At 60.4% G+C, this 26,919-nt stretch carries 22 protein-coding genes; 13 read left to right on the forward strand and 9 right to left on the reverse strand.

All coding sequences use genetic code 11. The features are described 5' to 3' along the window. Positions 1 to 2: 2 nt before the first annotated feature. The 3 genes from JSV08_04040 to JSV08_04050 form a co-directional block, all read right to left on the reverse strand. Positions 3 to 1,571 (reverse strand): tetratricopeptide repeat protein, encoded by a 1,569-nt coding sequence (locus JSV08_04040; GenBank protein UCF81589.1) that lies wholly within the window; start codon positions 1,569 to 1,571, stop codon positions 3 to 5. A gap of 90 nt (positions 1,572 to 1,661) precedes the next feature. After that, complete coding sequence (locus JSV08_04045; protein ID UCF81590.1) at positions 1,662 to 3,134, reverse strand: tetratricopeptide repeat protein; 1,473 nt, start codon at positions 3,132 to 3,134, stop codon at positions 1,662 to 1,664. Positions 3,135 to 3,157: 23 nt separating this feature from the next. Continuing rightward, positions 3,158 to 4,705 (reverse strand): tetratricopeptide repeat protein, encoded by a 1,548-nt coding sequence (locus JSV08_04050; protein ID UCF81591.1) that lies wholly within the window; start codon positions 4,703 to 4,705, stop codon positions 3,158 to 3,160. A 343-nt stretch (positions 4,706 to 5,048) separates the two neighbouring features. On the opposite strand from JSV08_04050, the gene JSV08_04055 reads away from it, so the two are divergent. The 5 genes from JSV08_04055 (at position 5,049) to JSV08_04075 (ending at position 8,884) form a co-directional block, all read left to right on the forward strand. Continuing rightward, on the forward strand, positions 5,049 to 5,714 hold the full coding sequence (locus tag JSV08_04055) for a hypothetical protein (protein UCF81592.1): 666 nt from the start codon (positions 5,049 to 5,051) through the stop codon (positions 5,712 to 5,714). A gap of 6 nt (positions 5,715 to 5,720) precedes the next feature. Beyond that, positions 5,721 to 7,157, forward strand: coding sequence for a PP2C family protein-serine/threonine phosphatase (locus tag JSV08_04060; GenBank protein UCF81593.1), 1,437 nt, complete (start codon positions 5,721 to 5,723; stop codon positions 7,155 to 7,157). Beyond that, the gene (locus JSV08_04065) at positions 7,154 to 7,636 is read left to right on the forward strand and encodes a hypothetical protein (protein UCF81594.1); all 483 of its coding nucleotides are present in this window, start codon (positions 7,154 to 7,156) and stop codon (positions 7,634 to 7,636) included. The genes JSV08_04060 and JSV08_04065 overlap by 4 nt, the downstream gene beginning before the upstream one ends. Before the next feature lie 19 nt (positions 7,637 to 7,655). Continuing rightward, a complete protein-coding gene (locus tag JSV08_04070; protein ID UCF81595.1) occupies positions 7,656 to 8,030 on the forward strand; it encodes a hypothetical protein in 375 nt (124 codons plus the stop codon). A gap of 68 nt (positions 8,031 to 8,098) precedes the next feature. After that, a complete protein-coding gene (locus tag JSV08_04075; GenBank protein ID UCF81596.1) occupies positions 8,099 to 8,884 on the forward strand; it encodes a hypothetical protein in 786 nt (261 codons plus the stop codon). 77 nt (positions 8,885 to 8,961) lie between these two features. Here the strand turns inward: JSV08_04075 and JSV08_04080 are convergent, their stop codons facing one another. From JSV08_04080 to coaD, 4 genes are all read right to left on the reverse strand, one after another. Beyond that, a complete protein-coding gene (locus JSV08_04080; protein UCF81597.1) occupies positions 8,962 to 10,341 on the reverse strand; it encodes an MATE family efflux transporter in 1,380 nt (459 codons plus the stop codon). Positions 10,342 to 10,386: 45 nt separating this feature from the next. Beyond that, entirely contained in the window at positions 10,387 to 11,766 is a 1,380-nt protein-coding gene (locus JSV08_04085; GenBank protein ID UCF81598.1) for an MATE family efflux transporter, read from the reverse strand. Between the two features lie 210 nt (positions 11,767 to 11,976). After that, complete coding sequence (locus tag JSV08_04090) at positions 11,977 to 13,152, reverse strand: pyridoxal phosphate-dependent aminotransferase (GenBank protein ID UCF81599.1); 1,176 nt, start codon at positions 13,150 to 13,152, stop codon at positions 11,977 to 11,979. Between the two features lie 45 nt (positions 13,153 to 13,197). Beyond that, positions 13,198 to 13,695, reverse strand: coding sequence for a pantetheine-phosphate adenylyltransferase (gene coaD / locus JSV08_04095; protein ID UCF81600.1), 498 nt, complete (start codon positions 13,693 to 13,695; stop codon positions 13,198 to 13,200). A gap of 120 nt (positions 13,696 to 13,815) precedes the next feature. Between coaD and JSV08_04100 the strand changes: the two genes are divergently transcribed. From JSV08_04100 to JSV08_04110, 3 genes are all read left to right on the forward strand, one after another. Beyond that, the gene (locus JSV08_04100) at positions 13,816 to 15,408 is read left to right on the forward strand and encodes a phosphoglycerate dehydrogenase (GenBank protein ID UCF81601.1); all 1,593 of its coding nucleotides are present in this window, start codon (positions 13,816 to 13,818) and stop codon (positions 15,406 to 15,408) included. A 183-nt stretch (positions 15,409 to 15,591) separates the two neighbouring features. Then, entirely contained in the window at positions 15,592 to 16,782 is a 1,191-nt protein-coding gene (locus JSV08_04105) for a CoA transferase (protein UCF81602.1), read from the forward strand. Positions 16,783 to 16,821: 39 nt separating this feature from the next. Further along, positions 16,822 to 18,564 carry a long-chain fatty acid--CoA ligase gene (locus JSV08_04110; protein UCF81603.1) on the forward strand — a complete coding sequence of 581 codons (1,743 nt, stop codon included), beginning with the start codon at positions 16,822 to 16,824 and terminating at the stop codon, positions 18,562 to 18,564. Positions 18,565 to 18,666: 102 nt separating this feature from the next. Here the strand turns inward: JSV08_04110 and JSV08_04115 are convergent, their stop codons facing one another. After that, positions 18,667 to 19,884 (reverse strand): tetratricopeptide repeat protein, encoded by a 1,218-nt coding sequence (locus JSV08_04115; GenBank protein UCF81604.1) that lies wholly within the window; start codon positions 19,882 to 19,884, stop codon positions 18,667 to 18,669. Between the two features lie 450 nt (positions 19,885 to 20,334). Between JSV08_04115 and JSV08_04120 the strand changes: the two genes are divergently transcribed. Beyond that, on the forward strand, positions 20,335 to 21,237 hold the full coding sequence (locus JSV08_04120) for a DMT family transporter (GenBank protein ID UCF81605.1): 903 nt from the start codon (positions 20,335 to 20,337) through the stop codon (positions 21,235 to 21,237). Positions 21,238 to 21,361: 124 nt separating this feature from the next. Here the strand turns inward: JSV08_04120 and JSV08_04125 are convergent, their stop codons facing one another. Continuing rightward, positions 21,362 to 22,327 (reverse strand): homocysteine S-methyltransferase family protein, encoded by a 966-nt coding sequence (locus JSV08_04125; protein UCF81606.1) that lies wholly within the window; start codon positions 22,325 to 22,327, stop codon positions 21,362 to 21,364. Between the two features lie 240 nt (positions 22,328 to 22,567). Here JSV08_04125 and JSV08_04130 point away from each other — a divergent pair, with 240 nt between their 5' ends. The 4 genes from JSV08_04130 to JSV08_04145 form a co-directional block, all read left to right on the forward strand. Next, positions 22,568 to 23,476: a DMT family transporter gene (locus tag JSV08_04130; protein ID UCF81607.1), complete on the forward strand. Its 909-nt coding sequence runs from the start codon at positions 22,568 to 22,570 to the stop codon at positions 23,474 to 23,476. 175 nt (positions 23,477 to 23,651) lie between these two features. Next, positions 23,652 to 25,082, forward strand: a complete 1,431-nt coding sequence (locus tag JSV08_04135; protein ID UCF81608.1) for a tetratricopeptide repeat protein — start codon at positions 23,652 to 23,654, stop codon at positions 25,080 to 25,082. 40 nt (positions 25,083 to 25,122) lie between these two features. After that, complete coding sequence (locus JSV08_04140) at positions 25,123 to 26,034, forward strand: DMT family transporter (protein ID UCF81609.1); 912 nt, start codon at positions 25,123 to 25,125, stop codon at positions 26,032 to 26,034. Between the two features lie 113 nt (positions 26,035 to 26,147). Beyond that, the coding region (locus tag JSV08_04145) for an EamA family transporter (GenBank protein ID UCF81610.1) at positions 26,148 to 26,919 on the forward strand (772 nt) is incomplete at its 3' end.

The raw sequence follows: 26,919 nt of genomic DNA on the forward strand, positions 1-26,919 counted from the left end.
TTTTAAAGCTGCTTCAGCTCCCGCTCGGCGCTCCGGTATTCGGGTACTGTTGTTGCGCCGGTCGCGAGGCATTTTTCAAAATGCTCGCGGGCTTTTTTCTCCCGTTCCGGCTGGGACGCATCGCGCTGCGCCCCAACGCCCAGCAAATGCGTCATCCCCATGTAATAATACGCCTCGCATTTTTGCTCTTGTTCGAGTTCTTCGTCGTCGGCCTCCGCCGCTTTGAGGACATCTCCCTCCGTGATTTCCCCCAAGTAGAAGAACGCAAGGGGCGCGGCCCACCCGGGCTTCTCGTCGCCTCTGAACAACTTTGCCAATTCTTTTATAGGCGTCTGAGCTTCCTCACCCCGCCCCGCTCTGTGGAGGGCGAGGGAGTAAGCAAGCTGGATGTAGACGTCGCTGTACTCGGATTTGATGGCCGGATTTTCGTTGCCCGTTGCGAGATCTACAACGGGCATCTCAAACTCCGCGACGGCTTTCTCGTATTCCCCCTCGTGGTAGTGCAGCCATCCCACGGCGTTGCGCACCTCGGCGTAATGCGGGTCGAGCGTGATGACTTTCTGAAACGCCGCAAGCGCCTTCTCGTACTCGTATTTTTCCCCGTAGCAGTACGTCCACCCCAGGCCGTCGTGCGCGTCGGAGTTGCCCGGGTCGAGCTCAGCGGCTTTCTGGAATTCCGCACGTGCTTCCTCGTATTTCACCTGCTCTAAGCGAACCCATCCCAGGTCGGCGTACAGCATCGAGTCCTTCGGGTCGAGCGTGAGGGACTCCGGAGGCTCCGCGGGCGCCTCCCCGGCCGCAACGGTCTCGCGCCCCTCCCCAAGCTTGGGCTTGAGGCGCTCGTACCGCTCGCGGCGGGCCTGCGCGATGGCTCTTAAGTACAAATCCGCCGCCTCTTCCTGTTTGCTCAGCATGTAGTAGATGTTGCCCTGCCAGCGCAGGCTCTCCACGGTGGGGGGATCGATTTTCTCGAGCAGGCGGAGCGCCTTGTCGGGCTCGCCCTGGTAATAGACGGCCGCCACAACGAGCGCCACGTTGCGAAGCTCGGCCACTTTGGTTTTTTGCATCTCCTCCTGCTCGGGCAGGGTGAAAAACGCTCCCATGGATTGCTCCTCTTTCCGAATCCAGCGAAGGGACGTCAGGGTCGTGAAGTAGGGCCGGATCTCCAAGCCTTCCTGAAACACGAACACCTGCCCCCAGATGACGATGTCCGCATGGTGCGCTTCACCGAGGGTTTTCGCCTCCTCGTCGGTGCGGGGAGGCTCTTCGATCCCTTCCGTTAAAATCGTCACGCTTTCCTCGGCCTCCAGCTCCTCTCGAAGCGCATCCCCCGTCAGGCGTTGCATGGAGCGGCCTTCTTCATCGGCCTTCGGGTCCGACGCCCAGAACGGCGCCACCGCGATGATGAATTGTCCTTCCATGTCTTGCAGGGACGAAGCGTCGCTCAGGCCGAGCTTGCAGGTCCCCCCGCATTTCCACAACCACCATGCTGCCGCCGCGGCGATGACGAGAATGACAATCGCCGCCCAGAGAATTTTTTTTCGTTGTGACCGTCCTTGCGTTTTACTCATGGATTTACCTTTCAGGCGAGCCGTAGAACGCCGGGGGCGGAAGTCCGAAGCCGCTGAACGGGCCGCAAGAGGCGAGGCCGGTGCGGTTTCCTAAGCTCCTCCTTGAAGCTGCTCAAGCTCCCGCTCGGCGCTCCGGTATTCGGGCAGGTCTGTTGCATCGGTCGCGAGGCTCTTTTCGAGGTATTCGCGGACTGTTTCCTGCCGATTCCGTTGGGGGGCGCCGCCGGACGGCCCCACGCCCAGCGCATACGCCATCCCCATGTAATAATACGCCTCGCATATTTGCTCTCGCTCAAGTGTCTCGTCGTCGACCTTCGCCGCTTCGAGAACCTCTTCTTCCGTGATTTCCCCGAGGTAGAAGAGCACAAGGGGCGCGGGCCATTCGGCTTCCGCTATGCCTTTGTACATTCTTGCCGCCTCTTCCATGTGCGCTTGAGCTTCTTCCCCCCGGCCCGTTTTGAGGAGGGCGAGGGAGCAGGCAAGCTGGACGTAGACGTCGTCGTAATCGACTTCTACGGCCTTGCGATATTCGGCGCCCGTGGCATCTGTGATGGTCGTCTGAAACTCGCCGACGGCCTCCTCGTATCTCCCCTCGTGGTAGTAAACCCACCCGAGGCCGTTGTGCACCTCGGCGTTGTTCGGATCGAGCTCGACGGCCTTCTGGAACTCCGCAACCGCCTCATCATAGTCTTCGTCGAAGTAGTAAAGCCACCCCATACCGCTGAGCGCTTCGACGTGTTCCGGGTCGAGCTCGAGGGACTTCTGGAACTTCGCACGCGCCTCCTCGTATTTTGCCTGCTCAAAGTAAAGCCACGCGAGGTCGCTCAGGAGTATGGCGTCCTCGGGCCTGAGGTGGCCGAACCGCTCTTCCCGGGCCAGCGCGAGGGCTTCTTCCGCCAAACTTTCCGCCTTTTCCCATTTCTTCAGAATGTAGTATACGTTGGCTTGCCAGCGCAGGCTCTCCGCGGTGGGGGGATCGATTTTCTGAAGCAGTCGAAGCGCCTTGTCGGGTTCGTTCTGGTAATACACCGCCGCCACGAGGATCGCCACGTTGCGAAGCTCGTCCACTTCGGTCTTTTTCATCCCTCCCTCATCGGGCGGGGCGAAGAGCACTTCCATGGAGCGTTCTTTTTCCCGAAGCCAGCGAAGGGGCGTCAGGGCCGTGAAGTAGGGCCGTATCTCCATGGCTTCCTGAAACACGAACACGTGCCCCCAGACGACGATGTCCGCCTGGAGCGCCGCGCCGAACTTTTTCGCTTCCTCGTCGGTGCGTGGAGGTTTTTTCACCTCTTCCGCCAGAATCGCCACGCCTTCCTCTGTCCCCAGCTCCTCGCGAAGCGTCTTCTCCGCCAGGCGCTGCACGGCCAAGCCCTCCTCAACGGCCTTCGCGTCCGACCCCCAGAACGGCGCCACCGCGATGACGAAGTGCTCTTCCTGGTCTTGCAGGGCCGAAGCGTCGCTCAGGCCGAGCTTGCATGCCCCCCCGCATTTCCACACCCACCATGCTGCCGCGGCGGCGATGACGAGAAGGACAATCACCGCCCAGAGGATTTTCTTTTTCATAAGCCGCTAATTCCTTTATTTTCTTAAAGTTGCTTCAACTCGCGTTTGGCGCTCCGGTATTCCGGTACGGTCGTTGTGCCGATCGCGAGGCATTTCTCAAAATACCCGCGGGCTTTTTTCTTCCGTTCCGGCTGAGGCGCTTCGCTCTGCGCCCCTACGCCCAGCAAATGTGCCATCCCCATGTAATAATACGCCTCGCATTTTTGCTCTTGTTCGAGCGTCTCGTCGTCGCTCTTTGTCGCTTCGAGAACATCTTCCTCCGTGATTTCCCCGAGATAGAAGAACGCAAGGGGCGCGGCCCATCCGGGCTCCTCGTCGCCTCTGAACACCTTGACCAATTCTTTTATAGGCGTTTGAGCTTCTTCCCCCCGGCCCGCTCTGTGAAGGGCGAAGGCGTAAGCAAGCTGGATGTAGACGTCGCTGTACTCGGACTGGACGGCCGGGTATTCGGCGCCCGTCGCGGGATCCGCAACGGGTGTCTCAAACTCCGCGACGGCTTTCTCGCATCCCCCCTCGTGATAGTGCACCCATCCCATGCCGCAGTGCACCTCGCCGGTGTACTGCGGGTCGAGATCGACGGCTTTCTGAAACGCCGCAAGCGCCTTCTCGTAGTCGTACTCTTCCCCGTAGCAGTACGTCCACCCTAGGCCGTCTTGTGCGTCGGCGTTGTTCGGGTCGAGCGCGGCGGCTTTCTGGAACTCCGCGAGCGCTTTCTCGTATTTTGCCTGCTCGCTGTAGACCCATCCCAGGTCGGCGTACAGCATGGAGTCCATCGGGTCGAGCGCGAGGGACTCCGGAACCTCCGCGGGCGCCTCCCCGGTCGTCCCCGCAAGCTTGGGTTTGAGGCGCTCGTACCGCTCGCGGCGGGCCTGCGCGATGGCTTTCTGGTACAAATCCGCTGCCGCCTCATGTTTGTTCAGCATGTAGTGGATATTTCCCTGCCACCGCAGGCTCTCCACGGTGGGAGGGGCGATTTTCTGAAGCAGGCGAAGCGCTTTGTCGGGCTCGCCCTGGTAATAGACGGCCGCCACAAGGAGCGCCACGTTGCGAAGCTCATCCACTTTGGCTTTTTGCTTATCCCGCTGCTCGGGCAGTGTGAAGAACGCCCCCATGGAGTGCTCCTCTTCCCGAATCCAGCGAAGGGACGTCAGGGTCGTGAAGTAGGGCCGAATCTCCATGCCCTCCTGAAACACGAACACGTGCCCCCAGATGACGATGTCCGCCTGAAACGCCTTGCCGATGATTTTCGCCTCCTCGTCGGTGCGGGGAGATCTGCCGATCCCTTCCACCAAAACCGTCACGCCTTCCTCGGCCTCCAGCTCCTTGCGAAGTATCTCCCCCGTCAGGCGCTGCATGGTCCGGCCCTCTCTTATGGCTTTCGCGTCCGACGCCCAGAACGGCGCCACCGCGATGATGAATTGCTCTTGCAGGAACGCAGCGTCGCCCGGTGCGACCCCGCAGGTCCCCCTGCATTTCCACGCCCACCATGCCGCCGCCGCGGCGATGACGAGAAGGACAATCAACACCCAGAGGAATTTCTTTCGTCGCGGACGCTGTTGCGTTTCGCTCATGGTTTGGCCCTCATGAGGATACCATGAAACCGTTAGTAAAATGCAAATTTTTTTCTTGACTTCCGCTTTTTTTTTTGGTAAGGTTTTCTGCTTCAGTGCATCGCAGAAAAAGCTGCGGCCTACCAAATCGCCCGCCCGGGCGGGGTGGTGGCTTTGGAAAGTCGGCCTCCGAATTGAGAGGAACTCGATTGCCTGCGGGGTGTTGAAGAAAATTGCTTGAACACGTGGAAAAACTACGCCGTGGTGCGCTCGCCCGCAGGGTGGACGCACACGTTCGTCAGAGGGTTCCAGAAGTCCGTCGGGGCGGCGGGACCGTCTGGAAGGCGAAAAAACGAGAGGCAACATGTTCAGGAAAACGATCGCTCTGGCGTTGTGCATGACGCTCGCAACGGTGGTGTTTCCGGCCCCAAGTCCGCAGCAACCCGCCGGGGAGGAGTCGTCCACGGAGCCGGCCCCAAGTCCGCAGCAACCCGCCGGGGAGGAGTCGTCCACGGAGCTGGCCCCAAGTCCACAGCAACCCGCCGAGGGGGAGTCGTCTACGGAGCCGGCCACGGAGCGGGAGAGCGAAACACCGGAAGCGCAACCCAAGGCGCCGCCTAAACGGCGGGCGGCGGTGGCCATTGTGGTGAATAAGAAAAACCCGGTGAGCGATATTTCCCTGGCAAAGCTCAAGGACATCTTTCTCGGCGTCCAGCAGTCTTGGAATGGCGGCGACCGAATTGTCACCGTCGGCCGCGAGGAAGGCTCCAAGGAGAGGGAAATCGTTCTCGACAAAATTTACAACATGTCCGGAACACAGCTAAAGCAGTACTGGACGGCGAAGGTCATCCGCGGGAACAACGTCAATCCGCCGAAAACCTTCCCTTCGGACGTGCTGATCAAGCAGCTTGTCCAGCGCGTTCCCAACGCCGTCGGGTACATTCGTGCCGACCAGGCGGACGACTCGGTGAAAGTTCTCAAGGTCGAGGGGAAGGAACCCGGACAAGCGGGCTATCCCGTAGCCCGGTAAGCCTGCATGAACATCAAGGCGAAGCTTTTTGCGGTCTTTGCCGCTATTGCTTTAATGCTGTGCGTCAACATCGGCGTCCATTTCTGGAGCGTCGGCCAGCGAAGAGTTGCTTTCACGAAGCTCGACAAGGCGCTGCAGCGGGAAGACCTTCTAAGGCAGGCCGAGCACAATCTCCAGAACCAGGTCAAGGAGATCGCTTTGCTGGGGGAGATGAGCCTCACCGCAAGCGGCGAGTCTCTCGGGGAAAGCCCCATCGAGCGCCTGGATTACCAGGATAAGCTGTCGGGGCTTGCCGACCAGCTGATTTCGTTGAGCGAGGGTGAATCCGCGGCAAGGGCTTTCGCGCTTCAGGGCGACATCGCCACTCTTTCCACCGCGTGGGCCCAGTTTTACCAGCACATTTACAGCGATCCCGTGCAGGCCATCGCGGTGCTCGCCCTCGAGGCGGAGCCTTTGAGCGAGCGCCTGAGCGAGCAGTTCCTTCCCGCTTGGAAGGAGCATGAGACGCAAACTGTCGGGGAGGCGAAACAGAAAACCGAGGCGGTGAATCGCATGACTGGGCGAATGGCGACCGCCGCCTTCATCGCCACCGCCATCCTGGTGGTGGGAGTGGCCGTTTTTTCGTTTCGCGCCCAGGACGATCTGTCCCGCAAAACGCAGGCGTTGTTAGCAGCGGAAAAAACGGCGGCACATCAAAAAGCGGAATTGGAAACCGCCGAGCACATTCAAATGGTTATGCTGCCCGCGTCCGTGACGATACCGGGCTACGACCTCTCGGCTATGATGAAGCCCGCGAGCGAGGTCGGGGGAGACTTTTTCGACTTTCACAAGGACCCCCACAATAAAACCTGGATCAGCATCGGGGACGTGACCGGCCACGGCCTGACGTCCGGCCTCGTGATGATGATTACCCAGACGGTTTTCGAGACCGTCGTTGGCATGTCCAAAAACGGAAACAGCCCCAAGGACACCATCCTGACCCTCAACCGCATGCTTTACGGCTACATTCACCAGCGGCTGAACATCGACAAGCACATCACGGCCATGATCCTGCGGGAGGAAGGGGACGGGAATTTCACCTACTCGGGGTCTCACGAGGAAATTCTAATCTATCGGAACGCCTCCCAAACCGTTGAGCGCATAGAGACGCCCGGTGGCTGGCTGGGTGTCTTTCACGACATCGGCTACTGCACCCGGGAAAGGACGTTCCGACTAAACAAAGGCGACATCCTGCTGCTCTACACGGACGGCATCACCGAGGCGCGAAACGCCGAAGGCCGGGTCTTCGGCCTGGATAACCTGTCCAGCAACCTCAAGCGAAACCGTGACCTGCCCGCGGAGCGAATTATCGCCGGTCTCATGGAGACCGTGGATTCGTGGGCCGAAGAACAGCACGACGACCGAACCTGCATAGTCATGAAAAAGGAAGAGAGTTCATTATGACTATCCACACCCGCTCCAAGCCGGGCTACATCGAAGTCAAATTCCAGCCCGAATGGATCTACATCAGCTGCATCCAAACCTTTGTGATGGCCTTTTTCGCCGTGAGCTGCGTCGAGCCTCTCGCGGCCCAGAGAATCGCTCTGATTATCACCGAGCTCCTAGAAAACGCCATCAAATATTCAAGCGGCCGCCAGGCCCTGACCCGCATCGCCGTCGAAGACAGCGGGAACCAGGTCAAGGCGCAGGTGAGCAATACGGCCAGCGAGGAGAACATTACCGAGCTGAAAAGGACGATCGAGGACATCAACAAGTATTCTCCTCAAGAAGCGTATCTCAAAAGGCTGGAAAAGGCCGCTACGCGAACGGACGAAAAAAGCCAGGTGGGGCTGGCAAGGGTTCGCTTTGAAGGACGGGCCGACCTTCAGTTGAACATCGAAGGGAGCGAAGTCTCCATGACGGCACTATATAAACTGGATTGACGGAAGCAAAGGAAACGCCATGTACGAGATACCGACGTTGGAGACGAAAACGGTAAAGGTCGAGACGCAGGTGGGCAAGGACAGCCTGCTCATCCGCGTCGTCGGAGCCATCACCGAGCAGGAGCCCGGCAAGACATTAAACCCCTATTTCGGGTCCCTCCATGAGGCGATCCAGGCAAGGGGCCTGAATACGGTGAAGCTGGACCTCAGGCAATTGACGCTTGTGAATTCTTCCGGGATTGTGTGCATCCTGAGGTGGGTCAAGCGCGTACAGCAATCCACGGAAAAACGCTATCCCATCATCATCCGCTACGATCCGGAGATTCTGTGGCAGAGAATCAGTTTGAAAAGCCTGCAGATGATGGCTCCGGACGTGGTTCAGGTGATGGAGTAGGGCGCGTTGCGCAAGAAAAGCGCCCCGGAACACGCTTTCCCCGGTTGGAACGGAGGCCCGGCCGCGCGGTGAACGAAACCCTTAAGCGCCTCGTCCGCATGCAGGAGGTCCACTCGGCGCGCGAGGAAACGGTCGAAGACCTTGCCATGCTCCCCGAGCGCAGAGACGTCCTTCAAGAGGAAAGCGAGGCGTTCCAGGCGAACCTGTCGGCGCTTTCGGACCGCATCGCCTCACTACGCAGTACGATTCGCTCGCTCAAGGGTGACCTGGAAAAACTCAAGGAGAAGAGAGACGGTTTCGAGTCACGGTTTTTAGAGATGGAAACGAGCGCGGCCTACGGAGCGCTTCTTCCCGAGATCGAAGACGTCGAGAGGGAGATAAGGAAAACAGAGGACCAGATTATTCAACAGAAGCATGCGGAGGAGGATGCTCACAGGGAGGTGGAAGCGCAGGAACGCAAGAAGCCCGCGCTCAAGCGTCGCATAGAGGAAGAGCAGAAGGAGCTTGATGAGATGGAGCGGGAGCTCTCCGCGCGCCACGGCGAGCTCGAAGCGCGTTGGGCCGAGGAAAGCGAGGCGCTCGACGGGAAAATGCTTGAAGTTTTCATGCGCTTGGTCAAAAACCAAGACGGCGTCGCCGTCGCGCGCATCAAGAGCGTCTGCGAGGCCTGCGGCGCGCGCGTGAGCGAGCAGCGCGTGCAGGGAGTGCGCGAGGGCGAGGAGGTGCTTCAGTGCGAGAATTGCGGCCGCATCCTCTACTGTGAAGAGGCCGAGCCGGAAACCCCCGCGGCTCACGCGGACGGCCGGGAAGCGCGAGAGAACGCACGGGCGAATCCTTCGCCCCCGTCGTCGTAAGGAAAGCGGCGGCGCCGGCGATTTTTCCCTAGCGCCCGTTCCGAAACCTGTTTTTTCTCCCTGAAGGTGGGAGGGAATTAAACCTTCTTCTCCTTCCATTTCCCGCGCTGGAACCAGAGCGGCAACAGGGTTCCGTTCAACACCATCGTCAAGGCGATGGCCCACCAGATGCCCGTGGCCGAGCCGAAGAAATCCGGCCTCGACAGGAGGTAGGCCAGGGGAATCTTGGCAAAAAACAAGGGCACGCTGATGAGCATGGGGGGTATCGTGTTGCCCGCGCCGATGAACGCGGATTCGATGACCATGTCGAAGGCGGAGAACACCTGCGGGATTGCGACGATGCGCAGGTAGATGGTGCCGGCCTTGATGATGGCGGGGTCGTCGGTGAAAATCCGCATCAGGAACGCGGGAAAGAGAAGGAACATTCCCCCCATAAAGGCCGAAACGTACGCGGCGTAGCGCATGCTCCGCCATGCGCATGCCTCGGCGCGGTCGGGGTTTCCGGCGCCTAGGTTCTGGCCGACGAGCGTCGCCGCCGCTTCCCCGAAGCCCACGCCGGTGAAGTAGGTGACCGATTCGAGCTTGTGCCCTATCCCGAGCGCCGCCATGGCGGGCACGCCGAACTGCGTCGTGATGCGCGTTAGCCACATGTAAACGAAGCAGAAGAAGGTGCCCGAAGCGGAGGCCGGCAAGCCGATTTTGAGGAGTTTTTTGTAGATTCCTGTGTCTGGGATGAATCTTGAGAGCACGGGAGGCGCCGTGCGTCCGTACATGAAGGAGGGAAGGTACACAAACGCGATTACGAGTCCCACGGCGCCCGAGAAGATGGTCGCAATCGCCGCTCCGGCGACGCCCATCTCCGGAAACCCGAGCCACCCGAAAATCAGCAGGGGGTCGAGCACGGCATTGAGGACGAGCGAAAAGATGAGGATGTACATGGGCGTCTTCGCGTCGCCCGAGCCCATGAAAACGGCCTCCATGGCGTTCACCACGAAGAACACCGGAAGCCCGAATAAAATAATCGTCAGGTAGGAAAGGCCGAATTCCGTAACTTGGGGCGGCGTTTGCATAAAGCGGAAAATTCCCTTGAGCGCAAGGAGGAACGCGCCCCCCACTACGAGCGACGCGACGAGCGAGAACCCTATGCCCTGCCATCCCTGGTAGGCGGCGCGCGTGATGTCGCCTTCGCCCACCCGGCGCGCTACGAGCGCCAGCACGCCCGTTTCCACGACCTCCCCAAGCGAGAGAACCAACCAAAAGACGAAGCTCGAGACGCTCACCGCCGCGATGGCTTCGCCGCCGAGCCGTCCTATCCAGATCATGTCCACTATTTCGAAGGCCGAATGCACAAGGAGGCCCGCCGTGGTGGGAATCGCGAGCGAGAAGATGCCCCGCCGGATGCTTCCTTCGGTGAGCAGTTTCCTGCGGGAGGCTACTGGCTGTCGAGTGTCTTGCATGGGGCTAGATAGAGGCCGGGGCCGGGCGGCACCGTTATTTTTTCCTTAAACCCTCTTCTCCTTCCATTTCCCACGCTGGAACCAGAGCGGCATCAGGATTCCGTTCGCCACTATCGTCGAGGCGATGCCCCACCAGATGCCCGTGGCCGAGCCAAAGAAAGCCGGCCTCGACAGGACGTACGCGAGGGGAATCTTGCAAAAAAACAGGGGTATGTTGATGAGCATGGGTGGGATCGTGTTGCCCGCGCCGACGAACGCCGATTCGAAGACGATCTCGGAGGCGGCGAACACCTGCGGGACCGCAATGATGCGAAGGTAGAGGGCTCCGGCCTCGATGATGGCGGGATCGTCGGTGAAAATCCGCATCAGGTAAGTGGGAAAGAGAAGGAACAACCCCCCCATGAAGGCCGAAACGTACGCGGCGTAGCGCGCGCTCCGCCATGCGCATTTCTCGGCGCGGTCGGGGTTTTGCGCGCCGAGGTTCTGCCCGACGAGCGTCGCCGCCGCTTCCCCGAATCCCACGCTCGTGAAGTAGGAGACCGACTCGAGCTTGTGCCCGATCCCGAGCGCCGCCATGGCGGGCACGCCGAACTGCGTCGTGATGCGCGTGAGACACACGTACACGAAGCAGAAGAAGGTGTGCGAAGAGGAAGCCGGCACGCCGATTTGGAGGATTCTTTTATAGACCCTTGCGTCGGGGATGATTCTCGAAAGCAAGGGAGGCGCCGTGCGTCCGTACATGAAGGAGGGAAGGTACAGGAACGCGACAATGAGTCCCACGGCGCTCGAGAAGACGGTCGCAATCGCCGCTCCGGCGACGCCCAACTCCGGAAACCCGAGCCACCCGAAAATCAGCAGGGGATCGAGCGCGGCGTTCAGGACGAGCGAGAAGATGGCAATGCACATTGGCGTCTTCGCGTCGCCCGAAGCCTTGAACACGGCGTCCAGAACGTAAAACACGAACAACACCGGAAGCCCGTACAGAACGATCGTCAGGTAGGAAATGCCGAGCTCCGTGACTTCGGACGGCGTTTGCATAAAGCGGAAAACGCTCTTGAGCCCGAGGAGAAACGCGAGCCCCACGACGAGCGACGCGACGATCGAGAACCCTATGCCTTGCCACGCCTGGTAGGCGGCGCGCGAGGTGTCGCCCTCGCCCACCCGGCGCGCCACGAGCGCCAGCACGCCGAAAACCACGCCCTCCGAAAGCGAGAAAAGCATCCAAATGATGAAGCTCGAGACGCTCACCGCCGCGATGGCCTCGCCGCCGAGCCGCCCTATCCAGATCATGTCCACCATCTCGAAAGCCGAATGCACAAGGAGGGCCGCCGTCGTGGGAATTGCAAGCGAGAAGATGCCCCGCGGGATGCTTCCTTCGGTGAGGAGCTTCCTGCGGGAAGCCGTCGGCTGTAGAGAGTCTTGCATGGGGCGAGCTAAAGCCCCGTGTAAAGCATCATAAATTCCTTAATAAAACCGCGCCCTTTCCGCCGGAGCGCTTTGGCGCGGGACTCCTGCTGTCCATGATGAAAAAACACGAATCCGCTCGGCCGGAAGGCACGGCTTAAAGACCCGAACTACGGACGCGATGCCGCGTCTTTTGGGAAAATCCTGGGCTGCGGGCTTTGCGGTTGTTTCTTATCCGCTCGCGAACTTATTGAGGCGCTCCATCGCCTCGCGCAGGCGGTCTTCCGGAACGGCGTAGGAGATGCGGACGTAACCGTCCATGCCGAAGTCCGCCCCCGGCACGACGGCCACGTATGCCTCCTCGAGAAGCTTTGCCGCGAACGCGTTCGACGTTTCGAGGCCCATGCGCTTCATCACGCCTTTGACGGAGGGGAAGACGTAGAAGGCGCCCTCGGGATTCGTCGTATCGATGCCCGGCATGGCCCGGAGGGCCTGGACCACGAGGTCGCGCCGCTTGCGGTAGCCCTCGATGAGCGGAGCAAGCTCCGCCGCGGGCAGGTGCAGCGCGTCCACGGCCGCTTTTTGCACGAACGTGGCCGTGTTCGAGACGGTGTGGCTTTGCAGGTTCGCCATCGCGCTCACGAGTTCCTTGGAGCCAATGGTGTAGCCTACGCGCCAGCCGGTCATGGCGTAGGGCTTCGAGAAGGTGTGCGTGAGGAGAATGTGCTCGAGCGCGTCCGGCTCGGAAAAATGCTCCGCTAGCGAGGCAAACGTCCCTTCGTAGTCGTAGACCTCGTAGCACTCGTCGCCCACGAGGACGATGCCGCGCTCCTTGGCCAGGCGGACCAGGGCGTTCAGGTTGTCCCGCGGGATGATGCGCCCCGTGGGGTTGGAGGGGGAGTTCACGACGACGGCCTTCGTGCGCGGCGTGAGCGCGCCCTCGACGTGGCGCGCCTCAAGGACTAGTCCGGAATCCTCGGTCGAGACGACGACAGACTTCCCTTCGGCAAGCTCCACCTGCGGCGGGTACGAGACCCAATAGGGAGCGGGGACGATGACCTCGTCTCCGCGGTCGAGGAGCCCGAGGAAGTTGTGGTAGAGCGCGCCCTTGCCGCCGACGCTTATGAAAACGTTCTGAAACGAGAGCTTGCAGCCGTACTTCTTGTTGTAGTGCTCCGCGATGGCTTCGCGTAGCTCCTTGACGCCGGCGGAGGGAGGGTAGCGCGTGTGGCCTTCCTTGATGGCGCGCTCGCCGGCCTCGCACACGGCGGGGAACGTCGCGAAATCGGGCTCGCCGGGGCCTAGGCCGATGACGTCTTTTCCCTTGGCGCGCAGCTCGCCGGCTTGGCGCTTGACTTTGAAGGTGCCGGACTCTGGGATGCTCTGGGCACGGGAGGATAGTTTCATTGTCTTGTGTACCTTATTCGGGAATGCTCCGTGGAGAGGAGAGTTTCATTGGTTGGTGTACTTTTTGCGAAGCGCCCGCGCAACCACGGCGGGTACCAGGCCCTTGACGCTTCCGCCGAGGAAGGCGATTTCCTTCACAAGGCGGCTGCTCACGTGAGTGTAATCAGTCTTGGGCATCATGAAGACGGTTTCGATGCGCGGGGCGAGGCGGCGATTCATAAGCGCCATCTGGAACTCGTACTCGAAATCGGAAATTTCCCGAAGGCCCCGCACGAGGATGTTCGAGCGCTTTCGCTTGGCGAAATCCACAAGCAGGCCGTCGAACGCCTCGACGGAAAAATTCTGCGGCCAGCGCCGCGCGGCCCGGATCATGGCGATGCGCTCCCGGAGTGAAAAAAGCGGCTCTTTCTGCGGATTCTTCAGCACGGCCACGACGACGCGGCCGAAAATTTTGAGGCAGCGCTCCACTACGTCTATGTGTCCCATCGTGACGGGGTCGAACGAGCCGGGATAGAGGACAACCGTGCTGGCGGCTTTGGCCATGGAGCATCAGTTTAGCAGAGACGCGTGAGGCGTTGCAAGCGGATTCCGGCCTCCCATACCCCGAGAAAACCGCGCAAGAAAATTTGAATGTTTTTCCCCAATGTGCTATGCTCCGTTGCCATGCCCGCGTTGCGCATACTTCTGGCAGACCCGGTTTCCGCAACCTGTGTAAAGCGCCTTTGCGAGGGGGGCGTCATCGAGACCGAGTCCATGCCCGCGAAGTCGCCGAAAGAAGCGCTCCTTAAGAAACTGAAGGAAGGCTTCGACGCGCTCGTTGTGCGGAGCGCGACGCGCGCCGACCGCGACGTCATCGAGGCGGGGGTTCCGCGGCTGCGCGCCATCGGGCGCGCCGGCGTCGGCATTGACAACGTGGATCTCGACGCCGCCACGAGCTTCGGCGTCGCCGTGATGAACGTCCCCGACGCGAACACCGTGTCGGCCGCGGAACATACCGTGGCGCTCATGCTCGCGCTCGCGCGCAACGTGCCGCGCGGCTGGGCCTCGTTTCAGGAGGGAAAGTGGGAGCGCTCGAAATTCACCGGCACCGAGCTCCGGGGCAAAACACTCGGCCTCGTCGGTATGGGACGCATCGGATCGCTCGTGGCCACGGCGGCGCAGGCGCTCGGGATGCGCGTCCTCGTGCACGACCCCTACATCCCGCAAGCCCGCGCCGAGTCTCTCGGCGTCGAAATGACGGAGCTCGATGCGCTCCTCAAGGAATCCGACGTCGTCTCCCTGCACGTGCCGAAGAGCGATGCGACGCGCAATCTCATAAACGCCGAGCGCCTTGCCCTGATGAAGCCCACGGCGCGCCTGATAAACTGCGCGCGCGGCGGCGTCGTGGACGAGGAGGCTCTCTACGACGCGATTAAAAACGACCGCCTCGCCGGCGCGGCGCTCGACGTTTACATAAAAGAGCCCCCGGAGATGAAGCCTCTTTACGGCTTGCCCAACGTGGTAACCACGCCGCACCTTGGCGCCTCCACGAGCGAGGCGCAGGAGAAGGTGGGCGTTCAGATTGCTGAAAGATTGAGAAAATTTCTCCTCGAAGGAAGTTACGAGGACGCCCTGAACGTTCCCTTCCGCCGCCTGCCCGAGGAGGGGAAGCCGTTTTTCGATTTGGCCGAGCGCATGGGCGCGCTGCACTTTCAGCTGATGGACGAGCCCGCTAAAAGCGTGTGCCTCGAATATTGCGGCGAGGAGATCGGCGACCTGAAGCCCTTCACGTGCGCCTATTTGAAGGGCCTGCTCAATCCCATGACCGAGGGCGGCGTCAACTGGGTGAACGCGCTTCCGCGCGCTTCGGAGCGCGGCATCGCGGTCGAGGAGATACATAGCCACAAAGACCTGGGCTACGCCAACCTGATGCGCGTGACGTTTACCGGTGAGGCGGGCGCGAAACACGTGCTCGCGGGCTGCGTTTTTGAACAGTCCTTGCTTCGATTGGTGGAGATAAGCGGCTATCGCGTGGATGTCGAGCCGAGAGGGGTTCTCCTTTTGGTCGAAAACCAGGACGTGCCCGGCTCCCTGGGAAGCGTGGCCTCTCTCCTCGGAAAGCACGAAATCAACATCGGCGAGTGCCGCTTCGGGCGCAAGGAGCGCTCCGGGTCGGCCCTCACCGTTCTCGCGCTCGATGAGGAGGCCCCCGAGAACGTCCTCGCCGCCCTGAAAAAACTTCCCACCGTTCAAAGCGTGCGCCAAGTGCGGCTGTAAGAGAGCCACCGGCCGGTTAGGGATAAAAGCTGTTCGGCAACCCTTCCTGCGGACAGGAAGCACTCCGGCCACCACCTCTCCTCAAGCGTCCATCCCATGGGGTTTTGCAAATTGTTTCTGCTATACTTAAACGCCGCGGCCGAACAGGCCTGTGTTTTTCAAGGATTTCACATTATCTTCGGCATGAACGGTCCTCTCGAAGGCATACGGGTGCTTGATCTCTCCAAGGTCCTTGCGGGACCCTATTGTTCGATGATGTTAGGCGACCACGGGGCGGACGTCATAAAGGTAGAAAGGCCGGAAAAAGGAGACGAGACGAGATCCTGGGGCCCGCCTTTCGCGGACGGCGAGAGTGCGTATTTTCTCTGCGTGAACAGGAACAAGCGCTCCATCACCATTGACCTTGGGAAGAAAGAGGGAGTTGAGATTGCAAGGAGGCTCGCGAAGATATCGGATGTCCTGGTGGAGAATTTTGTTCCGGGCACCATGGAAAGGTTCGGCCTCGGCTACGAGGAGCTCAAGAACATCAACCCGCGCCTCATCTTCTGCTCGATTACGGGGTTCGGGCCTGACGGGCCCTACCGCGACAGGGCGGGCTACGACCTCGTGGTGTCCAGCTTGGGAGGGCTCATGAGCATAACCGGCCCTCCGGACGGCCCGCCCTGCAAGGTCGGCGTCGCGATTACGGACGTATGCACGGGCATCTACGCCTACGGAGCGATATGCTCGGCGCTCCACGAGCGCAACCGCACGGGTGTGGGGAAAAGGATCGATCTCTCGCTTCTCGATGTCCAGGTTGCAACGCTCGTCAATATGGGGAGTTCCTATCTCGTATCGGGCGAGATTCCAGCGAGATGGGGCGCCTCGCACGAGACGATCGTTCCCTACCAGACATTCATGGCAAAGGACCGCTACGTCACCATCTCGGTGGGGAACGACGGCCTGTGGGCGAAGTTCTGCAAAATTCTCGGAAAGGACGACTGGACGGACGACCCCAGGTACAGGACGAACGACCTGAGGGTCAGGAACAGAAAGGATCTCATTCCTCTGATCGAGGAGGAGGTGGCCAAAAGGACATGCGGCGAGTGGGTAGAAATTCTCTCCGGGGAAGGGATTCCCTGCGCGCCCCTGAACACGATAGACGAGGTTTTTCAAGACCCCCAAGTGCTCCATCGCAAGATGCTCATTGAGGTGAACCACCCGAAAGCCGGCAAGGTGAAGCTGGCGGGGATTCCCGTAAAATATTCCGACGGCGAGCTCGGAGTGCGCCTTCCTCCCCCGACCCTGGGCGAGCACACGCGGGAGGTGCTTTCCGGGCTCCTCGGTTACGACGATGATGAGGTGAAGGAACTTGCGAAACGACAAGCCATATAGTGTCGGCGCCGCGAGCCCTGAAAGGGAAAGGAGACACCCATGCCGCTTGAGACGCTGAACGAGTGCCTGCGCTCCGGCGTGAGCCGGTTCCTGAAAGACGACGCCTTCCTCGGGGTGAACGCCGCGGGGGAGGTCTACGCCGTTTCCTCGCGCGATTTCTACCACCGCGCGCGCCTTGCGACGCTCGGCCTGAACGCGATGGAGATTCAAAAAGGCGACCGCGTGGCGCTCATTTCCGAGAATCGCTTCGAGTGGGCGCTTGTGGACCTGGCCGTTCTGAACGCCGGTGCCGTCACGGTGCCGCTCTACACGAACGCCTCCAGGGAGCAGACTCAATATATATTGAAGGACTCTGGCGCGAAGGCCGCCGCCGTCTCGAAGGGTCCGCTGTTGGAGAAGATTCTCGAAGCCGGGGCGAATCTTCCGGACCTGAAACACATCGTCACGTTCGAAAGGACGGGCAGGGAGGACGGGCAGACCATCCTCCACCTGAGCGACCTCGAAGCGAAGGGGGCACCGGTCTGGGAGCAGAACCAGGACTTGCATCGCCAGCTTCTCGAAGCCCCGAAGGCCGAAGACCTTGCCACCATCGTCTACACCTCCGGCACGACGGGCGAGCCCAAGGGCGTCATGCTGACGCAGGGCAACCTCGCCTCGAACGTCCTGGCCTGTGCCGACCGGGTGGAGTTTCGCTCCTCCGACCGCGCGCTTTCCTTTCTTCCCCTCAGCCACATTTTCGAGCGGCTGCTCGACTACCTCTATTTCTTCTCGGGCGTGAGCATCGTCCACGTTCCCGACCCGTTTCAGTTGCGGGAGTGCGTGAAGAAAACACGGCCTACCATTTTCACGGCGGTTCCGCGCTTCTACGAAAAGCTCCACGACGAGATTCTCGACCGCGCCTCCTCGAATTTTCTCAAAAGGGCGCTCGCGCGGTGGAGCTTCAAGACCGGACAGCGGTACGCCGAGGCGGTCCTCGGCGGCGCCGCTCCCCCGGCGGGGCTCGCGCTCCGCTACCGCCTGGCCGACGCGATCACCTTTTCGCGCATCCGCAGGGCCTTCGGCCCCGTGCGCCTCATGATCTCGGGCGGCGCGCCACTTTCGCCGGAGCTCGGGAAATTCTTCTACGCCGCGGGCATGTGCCTCACCGAGGGCTACGGCCTGACGGAAACCTCGCCCGTCATTTCCCAGAGCCCGCTGGAGCACCCCAAATACGGCACCGTGGGGACGCCTCTCCGCGGCGTCGAGGTCAGGATCGCCGAAGACGGCGAGCTCCTGGTGAAGGGCCCCAACGTGATGCCCGGCTATTGGAACAAGGAAGAGGCCACGAAGAGGGCCTTAACGGAGGACGGCTGGCTCCGCACGGGCGACCTCGCCGCGCTCGACGGGGACGGCTACCTCAGCATCACGGGCCGCAAGAAGGACATCATCGTGACGGCGGCAGGGAAGAACGTCGCGCCGCAGGCCATCGAGGCGCTCCTCAAGCGCAGCCCCTACATCGAGCAGGCCGTCGCGGTCGGCGACAAGAGGAAATTCATCGTGGCGCTCATCGTTCCAAGCGCCCAGGCGCTTGAAGGAAAAAGCGCCTCCGAGGCGCACCAGGCCATCGAGCGGGACGCCGCGCGGCACATGGCCGGGCTCTCTGACTACGAGCGCGTGAGACGCTTCGCGTTTCTGGAAAAGCCCCTCAGCGTGGAGGACGGAACGCTCACGCCCACGTTCAAGGTGCGCCGCCACGCCGTGGAGGAGAAATACAAGGACGTGATCGAGAGGCTGTACAAGTAGCAACTAGTAAGGAGTAAGGAACAAGAAGCAAGGAGCGATTCGCCGAACGCCGACGGCTAATCCCTAAACCCTGACCCCTGATACCCGGCCCCTGGCTGCTGGCTACTCTTTCCCCCCTTTTTCTTCTTGAAGAAATTCCAGGAAGCGCGCGACCTCGACCGAGTCCGAATCGCACTGCTTGAGGAGGGTTTTGAGGGCCCGGTGCGCTCTTCGCTCGACCACCTCGTTCCGCTCCGCGCGTGCCATGCGCCAAAGGTAGTAGTGGTTCACGAAGCGGATGTCGGGATAGCCGTGCCGGACGGCCATGAGCTCGCTCTTGTGGAAGTAGTCCTTGGCCGCTTCGTAGCCCTCCTGCTCGTAGTGCCCCTTGCCGAGGCCGCTGAGTGCGAGGGCGGTGTAGCGGTGGTGGTTGAGCTTCTCGCTCAGCTTGAGTGCGTCGTGGAGATTGCGGTATCCCTTGCGCCCCTGGGCGTTGAGGATGTAGCTATGGCCCAGGTTCATGAGCACCACCACGCGCTGCGCCTGCTTGTCCTTGGTCTTCTTGAAAAAATCCAGCGACAGGCTGTAGTGCTCGATCGCCCGCCCGAGCAGGAACGAGTCCGAGCGCTCGCGGTGCTCGTAGAGGTCGTAATCCAGGTCACCGAGGGTGTTCAGGATGGCGCCCTGGTGCTCCGAGTCATCGTGGACCTCCGTCAGGGCCAGGGCCTGGAGCGCCATGGCGCGCGACATCTCGAAGTTTCCCATCTGCCGGAACACGGCCGAGAGGTTGCTGTACGCCTGCACCCTCGAAGAATCGTCGAGCTCGAACAGGCCTAGCACCCTCTCGAACTCGTCGCGCGCCCACTGGAGTTTTCCCATCTTCCACAGACACTCCGCCTTCCGGTTGCGGAGGAGGGCCGCGTGGGCGGGCTCCGCGGGGAAAGAGAGCGCCTCCTCGAGATAGGCGTACGCCTGCGCGTAGTCGCCCGCCTGGAACGCCCCGTCCGCCCGCTTCTCGAGCACCCCTGGGCTCTTCTCGCCGGGGACCGTTTTCGGCTGCCGGTCAAGGTCGATGAGGTCGAGGAAGCGCTGCGGATGCACGTGATAGATCTTGGCCAGCGTGATGAGCTTGGGGGCGGAGGGAATGACGTTGCCATTCTCGGCGTCGGCGAGCAGAGAGGCCGAAACGACCTCGCCGTACTGCTGCGCTTCGTCGGTCACCTCCCGCAGCGTCTTATGGTGCGCCGAGCGAAGCATCTTCAGATAGAGCCCCATGCGGGACTTGTGCTCCCCCTCCTCACCGGCCCTCCGCGCGGCTTCAAACAAGTGCTTGTCCACCATACCCCTTCTCCTTTATCCTTGTCTTCCGCGTTTCCAGTTGGAGCTTCCCCCGGGCTTGGACGGTGCCCCTGCGGGACGTGCGCTCCCCCTCCGCACCGGCCCTCCGTATGGCTTCAAACAAACAAGTGCTTGTCTATCGCACCCCTTTTTTTACCTCTTATAGTGTAAGACAAAACGCGGCGTTTGTCAAGTGATTCCCCCGTGCCCCCGGTATGGGTCGGCCCGTCCATATCAGGGGGATAATTGACGAATATTTTGTTGAAATTGAAAGTTGTGGTAATATGTCCCGCTTCGTCCCACGGGAGCCACGGCGCACCGATGGAACGGCGCGGATGAAAATATTTAAGGATTAAATTTGGAATTTGTGATACTATGCTTTCCTTCGTTCGACGGAAGCCCCGGGGCTCCGCCGGGACGGCACGGATGAAAACAGTAAAGAGATAGCAGGAAATGTTCAGCGACCATTTTTGGCTGGAGACCACGTTTCTCGCGTTTTTCCTCTACGGAATTGGTCAGGGACTGCTCAAGCAGTACGTCGGGGACGTATCGGCCTATCGTTTCTGCCTGTACGCCGTGCCGACGTACTTCCTGGCGGACGCGGTTTTTTATTTGTTATATATGCCCTCACCCAACCCGTTTGCCGCCGAGGGGCGCCAGTTTATGTATTACGCGCTGACGCTCTGCCTCCTGGAGGGCGTGGCCTATGTCTGTTATTACGAGTCCATTGCGGGCGGCCTCATCAGCATTGTCGGGACGGTTTCCGCCGCCTATCCGGCCGTGACCGTCGTGTATGCCTATTTTATTTTGGACGAAACCTTGTCCACCAAACAATACATCGGGGTCTTTATGGTGATCGCCGGGTGCATCGGCATCGCGTACGAGCCTTCCGACCCAGACCAAAAGGTCTCGAAGCGCCGAGTTCTGGGAATGCCGGTATGGTTCTTACAGGCCCTGATTGCCGCGCTCGGATGGGGGATCGGGGCAGGGATGACGAGATACGCCTTCGAGTATACGGAAAATGCGAGCGAGGGCAATATGGCGTTGTTCGGTTTCATCGGCTATTGCCTCCCGCTGGCCGTGTATGGCGCGTACAAGGAAAAGGATTGGAAATTCCCGAAAAGGCAGATGGCGCTCGCCTTTACGCCCCTGATGATGATAGCCATCGGCGACGTGATACTCATCATTTCCTACAAATATGGCCTGGCTTCTATCGTGACGCCTGTGTCGGGCGCGTATCCGGCGCTGACGATAGTGTATGCGTTCTTCGTTCTCAAGGAGAAGCTCACGCCCCTTCAGTGGGTGTTCGTCACGATAATTTTCGTCGGCATGCTCATGGCCCCGGGCGCGGAATAGCCGACGCGACCCGCCCAAATTTTCAGCCGAAGCTTGCGAATTATCCTTCCTTAAATTGCAGCGGGCGGCACATGAACCGCCCGCTACAACCACAAACGGTTGGTCTATATTTTCAAAGGCGGGGCTAACCCTTCACCACGGGCGCGATGGCCTTGATGTGCTTGGGCTCGCTCGAGCAGCACCCCCCGATGATCTGGGCGCCCATCTTCTTCCACTCGCGGGCGTACTCGGCGTATTTTTCCGGGGTGATCCCCCGGATCCCGTGGAGCCAGAACTTTTCGTCGGGCGAGGTGCCGTACTTGGGATTTTCGTAATACCCTAATTCAGCGTAGGCGCCGATGGGCCCGGCGAAGGCCTTGCGCAGCTCGGGCAGGCTGGCCGTAACCTCGTCGGGGTCGCAGCACATCAGGAAGATGCCGTCCACCCTGTGGCCCTTGAGCGCCGCGACGAGTTCGGCGTAGGTCTCTCCGTGCATCATCTTTCCGTCTTTCTTCCCGTCGGTTGCGATGTTCAGCCCGAGGAACACGGGAAGCTTCGTCTTTGCGCAGGCGTCCACGGCCGTCACGCAGTCCTTGATCGGGGTCTCGTGCACGATTTCCCCCGCCATGTACTCGGGAAGCATAAAGTCCACGCCCGCCTCGGCGAGGATGCGGGATATGGCCTCGAACTCCTGGCCGAGATCGCTGCCGCAGTCTTCGTTTACGTTCTGGTATCCGAAGGTGGGGGCGATGCCGCCCGCAACGTACGCTTCGGGATTGACGGCGTCACGGGCCGCGACGGCCAGCTCACCGCCCCGCCGCACGTACTCCTCCCATCGGTTCTGCTCGCCGATCATAGACAGCATCCCCTTGCTCGTAAAGAAATTGTTGCTGATGATGATCTCGGCTCCGACCTTGAGGTAATCCTCGTGGATCGCCCGGACGACATCCGGGGCGTCGAGGTTCGCGGCGGCCGACCACACGCCGAGCTTATCGACGGAGCAGCCCTTGTCCACGTCGACTCCGCGCCTTTGTAGCTCGCTCCCCATGGCCCCGTCCATAACTATATACTCGCCGGCCTTAAGCCGATCGACAATGCTTCGCGATGGCATAGCTTTTTTCCCTTTCTGTTTTTTTTAAGTTTTCCGAGAAAATCGTAACCCAGCAGAACCCGGGTGACGCCCGGGAACGCATAAGTATGGATGCATGGCCGAGGTGTGTCAAGGCTCGCGCGCCCGGCGCGCGGCCGCGCGCTATTAACTATGCCGCCGGGTTTTGTTAGAATGGCGCGGATGGCTGAAGCGTCCGAAAACCTTGCGGTGCGCCGCGCCGAAGCAGGAAGTTAAACAGTAATGCTTTCCCTGCTGAGCGGGCATTGGCTGGTGCTTACGTTAATCACGGTTTTCCTCTACGGGATTGCGGAGGGGTTGTGCAAGCAGTTCATCGGGGACATAACGCCCCCTCGCTTCTGCCTGTATTCCGTGCCGATAGCCGCCGTGGTGTACTTGGGTTTTTATCTGATGCATGACCATCCTCCGCCGCTTGATCCCGAGGGCCGGCAGTTTCTCTTCTTCGCGGTGCTGGCCAGCCTGATGGAGAGCACGAGCGCGGTCCTTTACTTCGAGGCCCTTTCGGGCGGCCCCGTGAGCATCGTCGGCCCGATTACTGCGGCCGCTCCGGTCGTGACCGTCGTGTCGGCCCGTTTTATTTTGGATGAAATCCTGACCCCCGCCCAATACGCGGGGATTGTGCTGGTGATCGCCGCATGCATAGGCATTGCGCATGCGCATTCAGACCCGGAGCGGTCCGGCGAATCCGGGTCCGGCAAAAGGGGCACGAGCCGGCTGTGGTTCCTGCAGTCCGTTCTTGCCATGTGCGGATGGGGAATGGGGGCGACGCTGACGAAATACGCCTACCAGCTGCCCCGGGCGAACGAGGCCAATTTCATGCTGTATTGGGGATTCGCCGTGGCGATCACCCTGGGCGGGTACGGCGTGCTTCGGGAGCGAGAGTGGAAATTTCCGGCAAGGGAAATTGCCCTCGCCGCCGCGCCCCTGGTGATGTTTTCCACCGGCAGCCTGCTGCTCATCCTCGCCTATAAGTGGGGGCCGGCCTCGCTCGTGACGACTTTGCTGGCCGGCTCCATACCCATAATGCTGGTGTACGCGTTCTTCATCATCGGGGAGAGGCTCACGCGCATTCAGTGGCTGTGCATCACGCTGGTTTTCATAGGCATGATTTTATGCTCCGGCCCGGAGTAGCGAAACGGAAATGCCAAAAAAAGAGAGGTGGGGGAACGGACGCTTCTTTATATAATTTAAGGAATCTCCCATTTGCGGTTGAGTTCTGTTAGAATGGTGCGGATGGTCGAAGCGTTGGAGAATTTCACGTGCACCGGAAAGCCGACGGAGACGCTCTTGCGGTCAAGATGAGCCTATGAGCGAAACGCCGGGGCGGCCGCGAGGAAAGGCAACCCTCTGGGTTGTGGTTGTCATCGTTGTCGTCGCGGTGGCGGGATGGTGGATGTGGAGAACCCTCCCCTCCGTTTCCCTTCTCACGCGGGGAGAGGGGGCGGAAGAAAAAAAGGAGGAACAATTCGTCATCGCGGTGGCGCCGTTCTGGGGGCCGGACGAGAGGGCCCTGGAAAAGGGCCTGGACATGCAGCGCCTGGCGGAGGAAATGTTTGAACAGGAATTGGGGGACGAGGAGAACGTAACGATCCTGGCGGATGATTTCATCCCGCCCCGCACCGAGGAGGAGGCAAGGGTCCTCGGCGAAACGCTCCAGGCGGACCTCATCCTCTGGGGCCAGATACATACGTTTCCCAGCTACCTGGAAATTCGACCCCACCTCGAGCTCCTGAGGACCATCCGGTGGCTGCGGGAGAGGGAGAGTTCCGTGCTGGTGTTTTTCACCCTGCCCGAGGAGATGAGCCTGGAAAAGATAGGAGCGCAGGATCTTCGCAACGCGGCGCGTCTCGTGATGGCCGCACACTACCAGGGCGAGCCAGACAAGGCGCTCGGCTTCCTGCAAAAGATCGACCCTCCCACCGCCGAGAGCCTGCGCTGGCAGGGTAACATTTACGTCTTTCAAAACAACTGGGAAGAAGCGGAAGTCTTATTTCAACAAGCCATCGCGCTCGACCCGGAATACGCCGTGCTGCACGTCGACGTGGGATGGGCTCACACCTACCAGGAAGAATACGAGGAGGCGCTTTCGAGCTTTCAGAAGGCCATGGAGCTCGACCCGAAGGACGCCGAGGCGCACGCCGGCCTGGGGTGGGCTTATTCCGACCTGGGAAGATACGAGGAAAGCGTACAGGAATTTCTGAAAGCCGTAGCGCTCGACCCACACAGCTTCGCTACACGCAACGGCCTGGGGTGGGTGTACTACCACATGGGAAGATACGAGGAGAGCGTCCGGGAATTCCAGACGCCCATTCCCTGGGGTTATAAAGGCGCCGAGCGTCGCACGGCCGCGGCCTCGGAGTACGAGGACAGCTACAGCCAGCTCGCCTACACGCTCGCCCTCCTGAAAACAGGCATGGAGAAAGAAGCCCGGGCGCACGAAAAAGAGCTGAGGAAAATCTACGCGGGACTCGCGGAGGCCGAATGGCCCGCGCCCCTGGTGCGCTTCTACGCCGGCATCATCACGGAAGACGCCGCCCTCGAAGCGGCTGAAAGCGACGACGAGGAGACCGACCGCGGCCAGAAGTGCGAGGCGTACTACTACGTCGGCATGCGGCGCCTTCTCGGCGGCGACCGGGAAAAGGCCGGGGAATTTTTTAAAAAATGCCTAGCGACCGGGGCGACGACCTTCCCCGAATACCGCAGCACCGAGCGGGAGCTGGGACAATCGGAGCAGTAGCAACCAAGGGGCCACAGGAAGCTAACAGGAAAGGGGTTCCATGCTGATCGAGCCTTGGTTCGTACTTACAATGGTTGCGGTATTCGGCTACGGGATATCGGACGGATTGTACAAGCAATTCCTCGACGAGAGTATAACGGTCTCCCGTTTCTGCCTGTATTCCGTACCGATAACAATCGTGGTCTACGGGTATTATTTTCTGACCAACGAGCACGCTCCGCCGTTTGCTCCGGAGGGGCGCGAGTTTATGTTCTACGTGATACTGGCCGCCACACTGGAAAACGCGGCATGGATTCTTTCCTTCGAGGCCCTTGTGAGCGGCCCCATCAGTATTATCGCCCCGGTTTGCGCGGCCTATCCGGCCGTGACCGCCGTGCTGATCTTCCTTGATGCGCGCTTCACCCATCTTTTGGATGAAACCCTGTCCCCCCATCAATACCTAGGGGTTGCGTTGGTCGTCATCGGCTGCATGGGCATTGCGTACGAGCCTTCCACTCCCACGGAAAAGCCCGCGCGCCGATTTCTAGGGATACCCATATGGTTTATAGAGTGCGTTCTTGCCGCGATTCTATGGGGGATCGGAGGGATGATGGACGGCTGGGTCTATGAGCTGCCCAATGCGAGCGAGGCCAATTTCGCGTTGTTTGCGGGGATTGCCACGGCGCTCGCGCTCCTTTTCTACGGCCTGATTCAGGAGCGCGAGTGGAAATTCCCCCCGATAAAGGAACCGCTGCAGGCCTTCATTCCGCTTGGGCTTAACGCCGTCGGCGACGTGGCGATCATGGTCGCCTATAACATGGGCCCGGCCACGCTCGTGACGACCCTGTCGGCCGCTTCCATCCCGATAACGCTGGTGTATGCGTTCATCATCCTCAGTGAGAGGCTTAATCGCTTTCAGTGGACGTGCATCACGCTTACTTTCATCGGCGCGATTTTATGCTCCGGCCCGTAGTAGCAAATCGGGACCGCTTGTGGTAGAGCGAGAGACCTTTAAAAACCGCCGTGTGTTGTGTAACGGATTCCTGTAACCCAATGAACAGATGAAGACAAAGGAATTATTCGAGCATGCTTTTATTTGAGCCCTGGTTCGGGCTTTCATTGATTGCGGTATTCAGTTACGGGATATCGGACGGAGTGTACAAGCAATTCCTCGACGAGAGCATATCGGTCTCCCGTTTCTGCGCGTACGGCGCAATTACGACGATCTTGTTCTACGGAGGGTTCGCCTGGTACTGGCATCTGACCGAGGACCATCCTATGCCGTTCGCTCTCCATGATTTAGAGTTTATGCTCTACGGGACTCTGTCCAGCACACTGGAGACCACGGCCTGGATTCTTACATTTGAAGCCATTGTGCACGGCCCCGTAAGTATCGTCGGCCCGATATCCGCGGCCTATCCGGCCGTGACCGCTGTTATCGTCATTCTTGATGCGCGCTACATCCATCTTTTGGATGAAATCCTGTTCCCCTGGCAATACGTGGGGGTTGCGGTGGTCATCCTAGGTTGCATGGGCATCGCGTACGAGCCTTCCTCTCCCACGGAGAAGCCCTCGCGCAAGATTTTAGGGATACCCATATGGTTTTACCAGTCCGCCCTTGCCGCGATTCTATGGGGGATCGGGGGGTTCATGGACCGCTGGGTCTACGAGCTGCCCAATGCGAGCGAGGCCAATTTTTTAATATACGGGGGAATTGGCGATGTGATATATCTCGGCGGCTACGGCCTGATCCGGGCGCGCGTGAAGAAAGAGTGGGACTTCTCGTTCAAGGAGTTTGGGTGGGCCTGTGTGCCGCTGATGATAAACGGCGTAGCCGACGTGGCGCTCACGGTCGCCT

This window comes from Acidobacteriota bacterium (assembly GCA_020349885.1).
Taxonomy (GTDB): Bacteria; Acidobacteriota.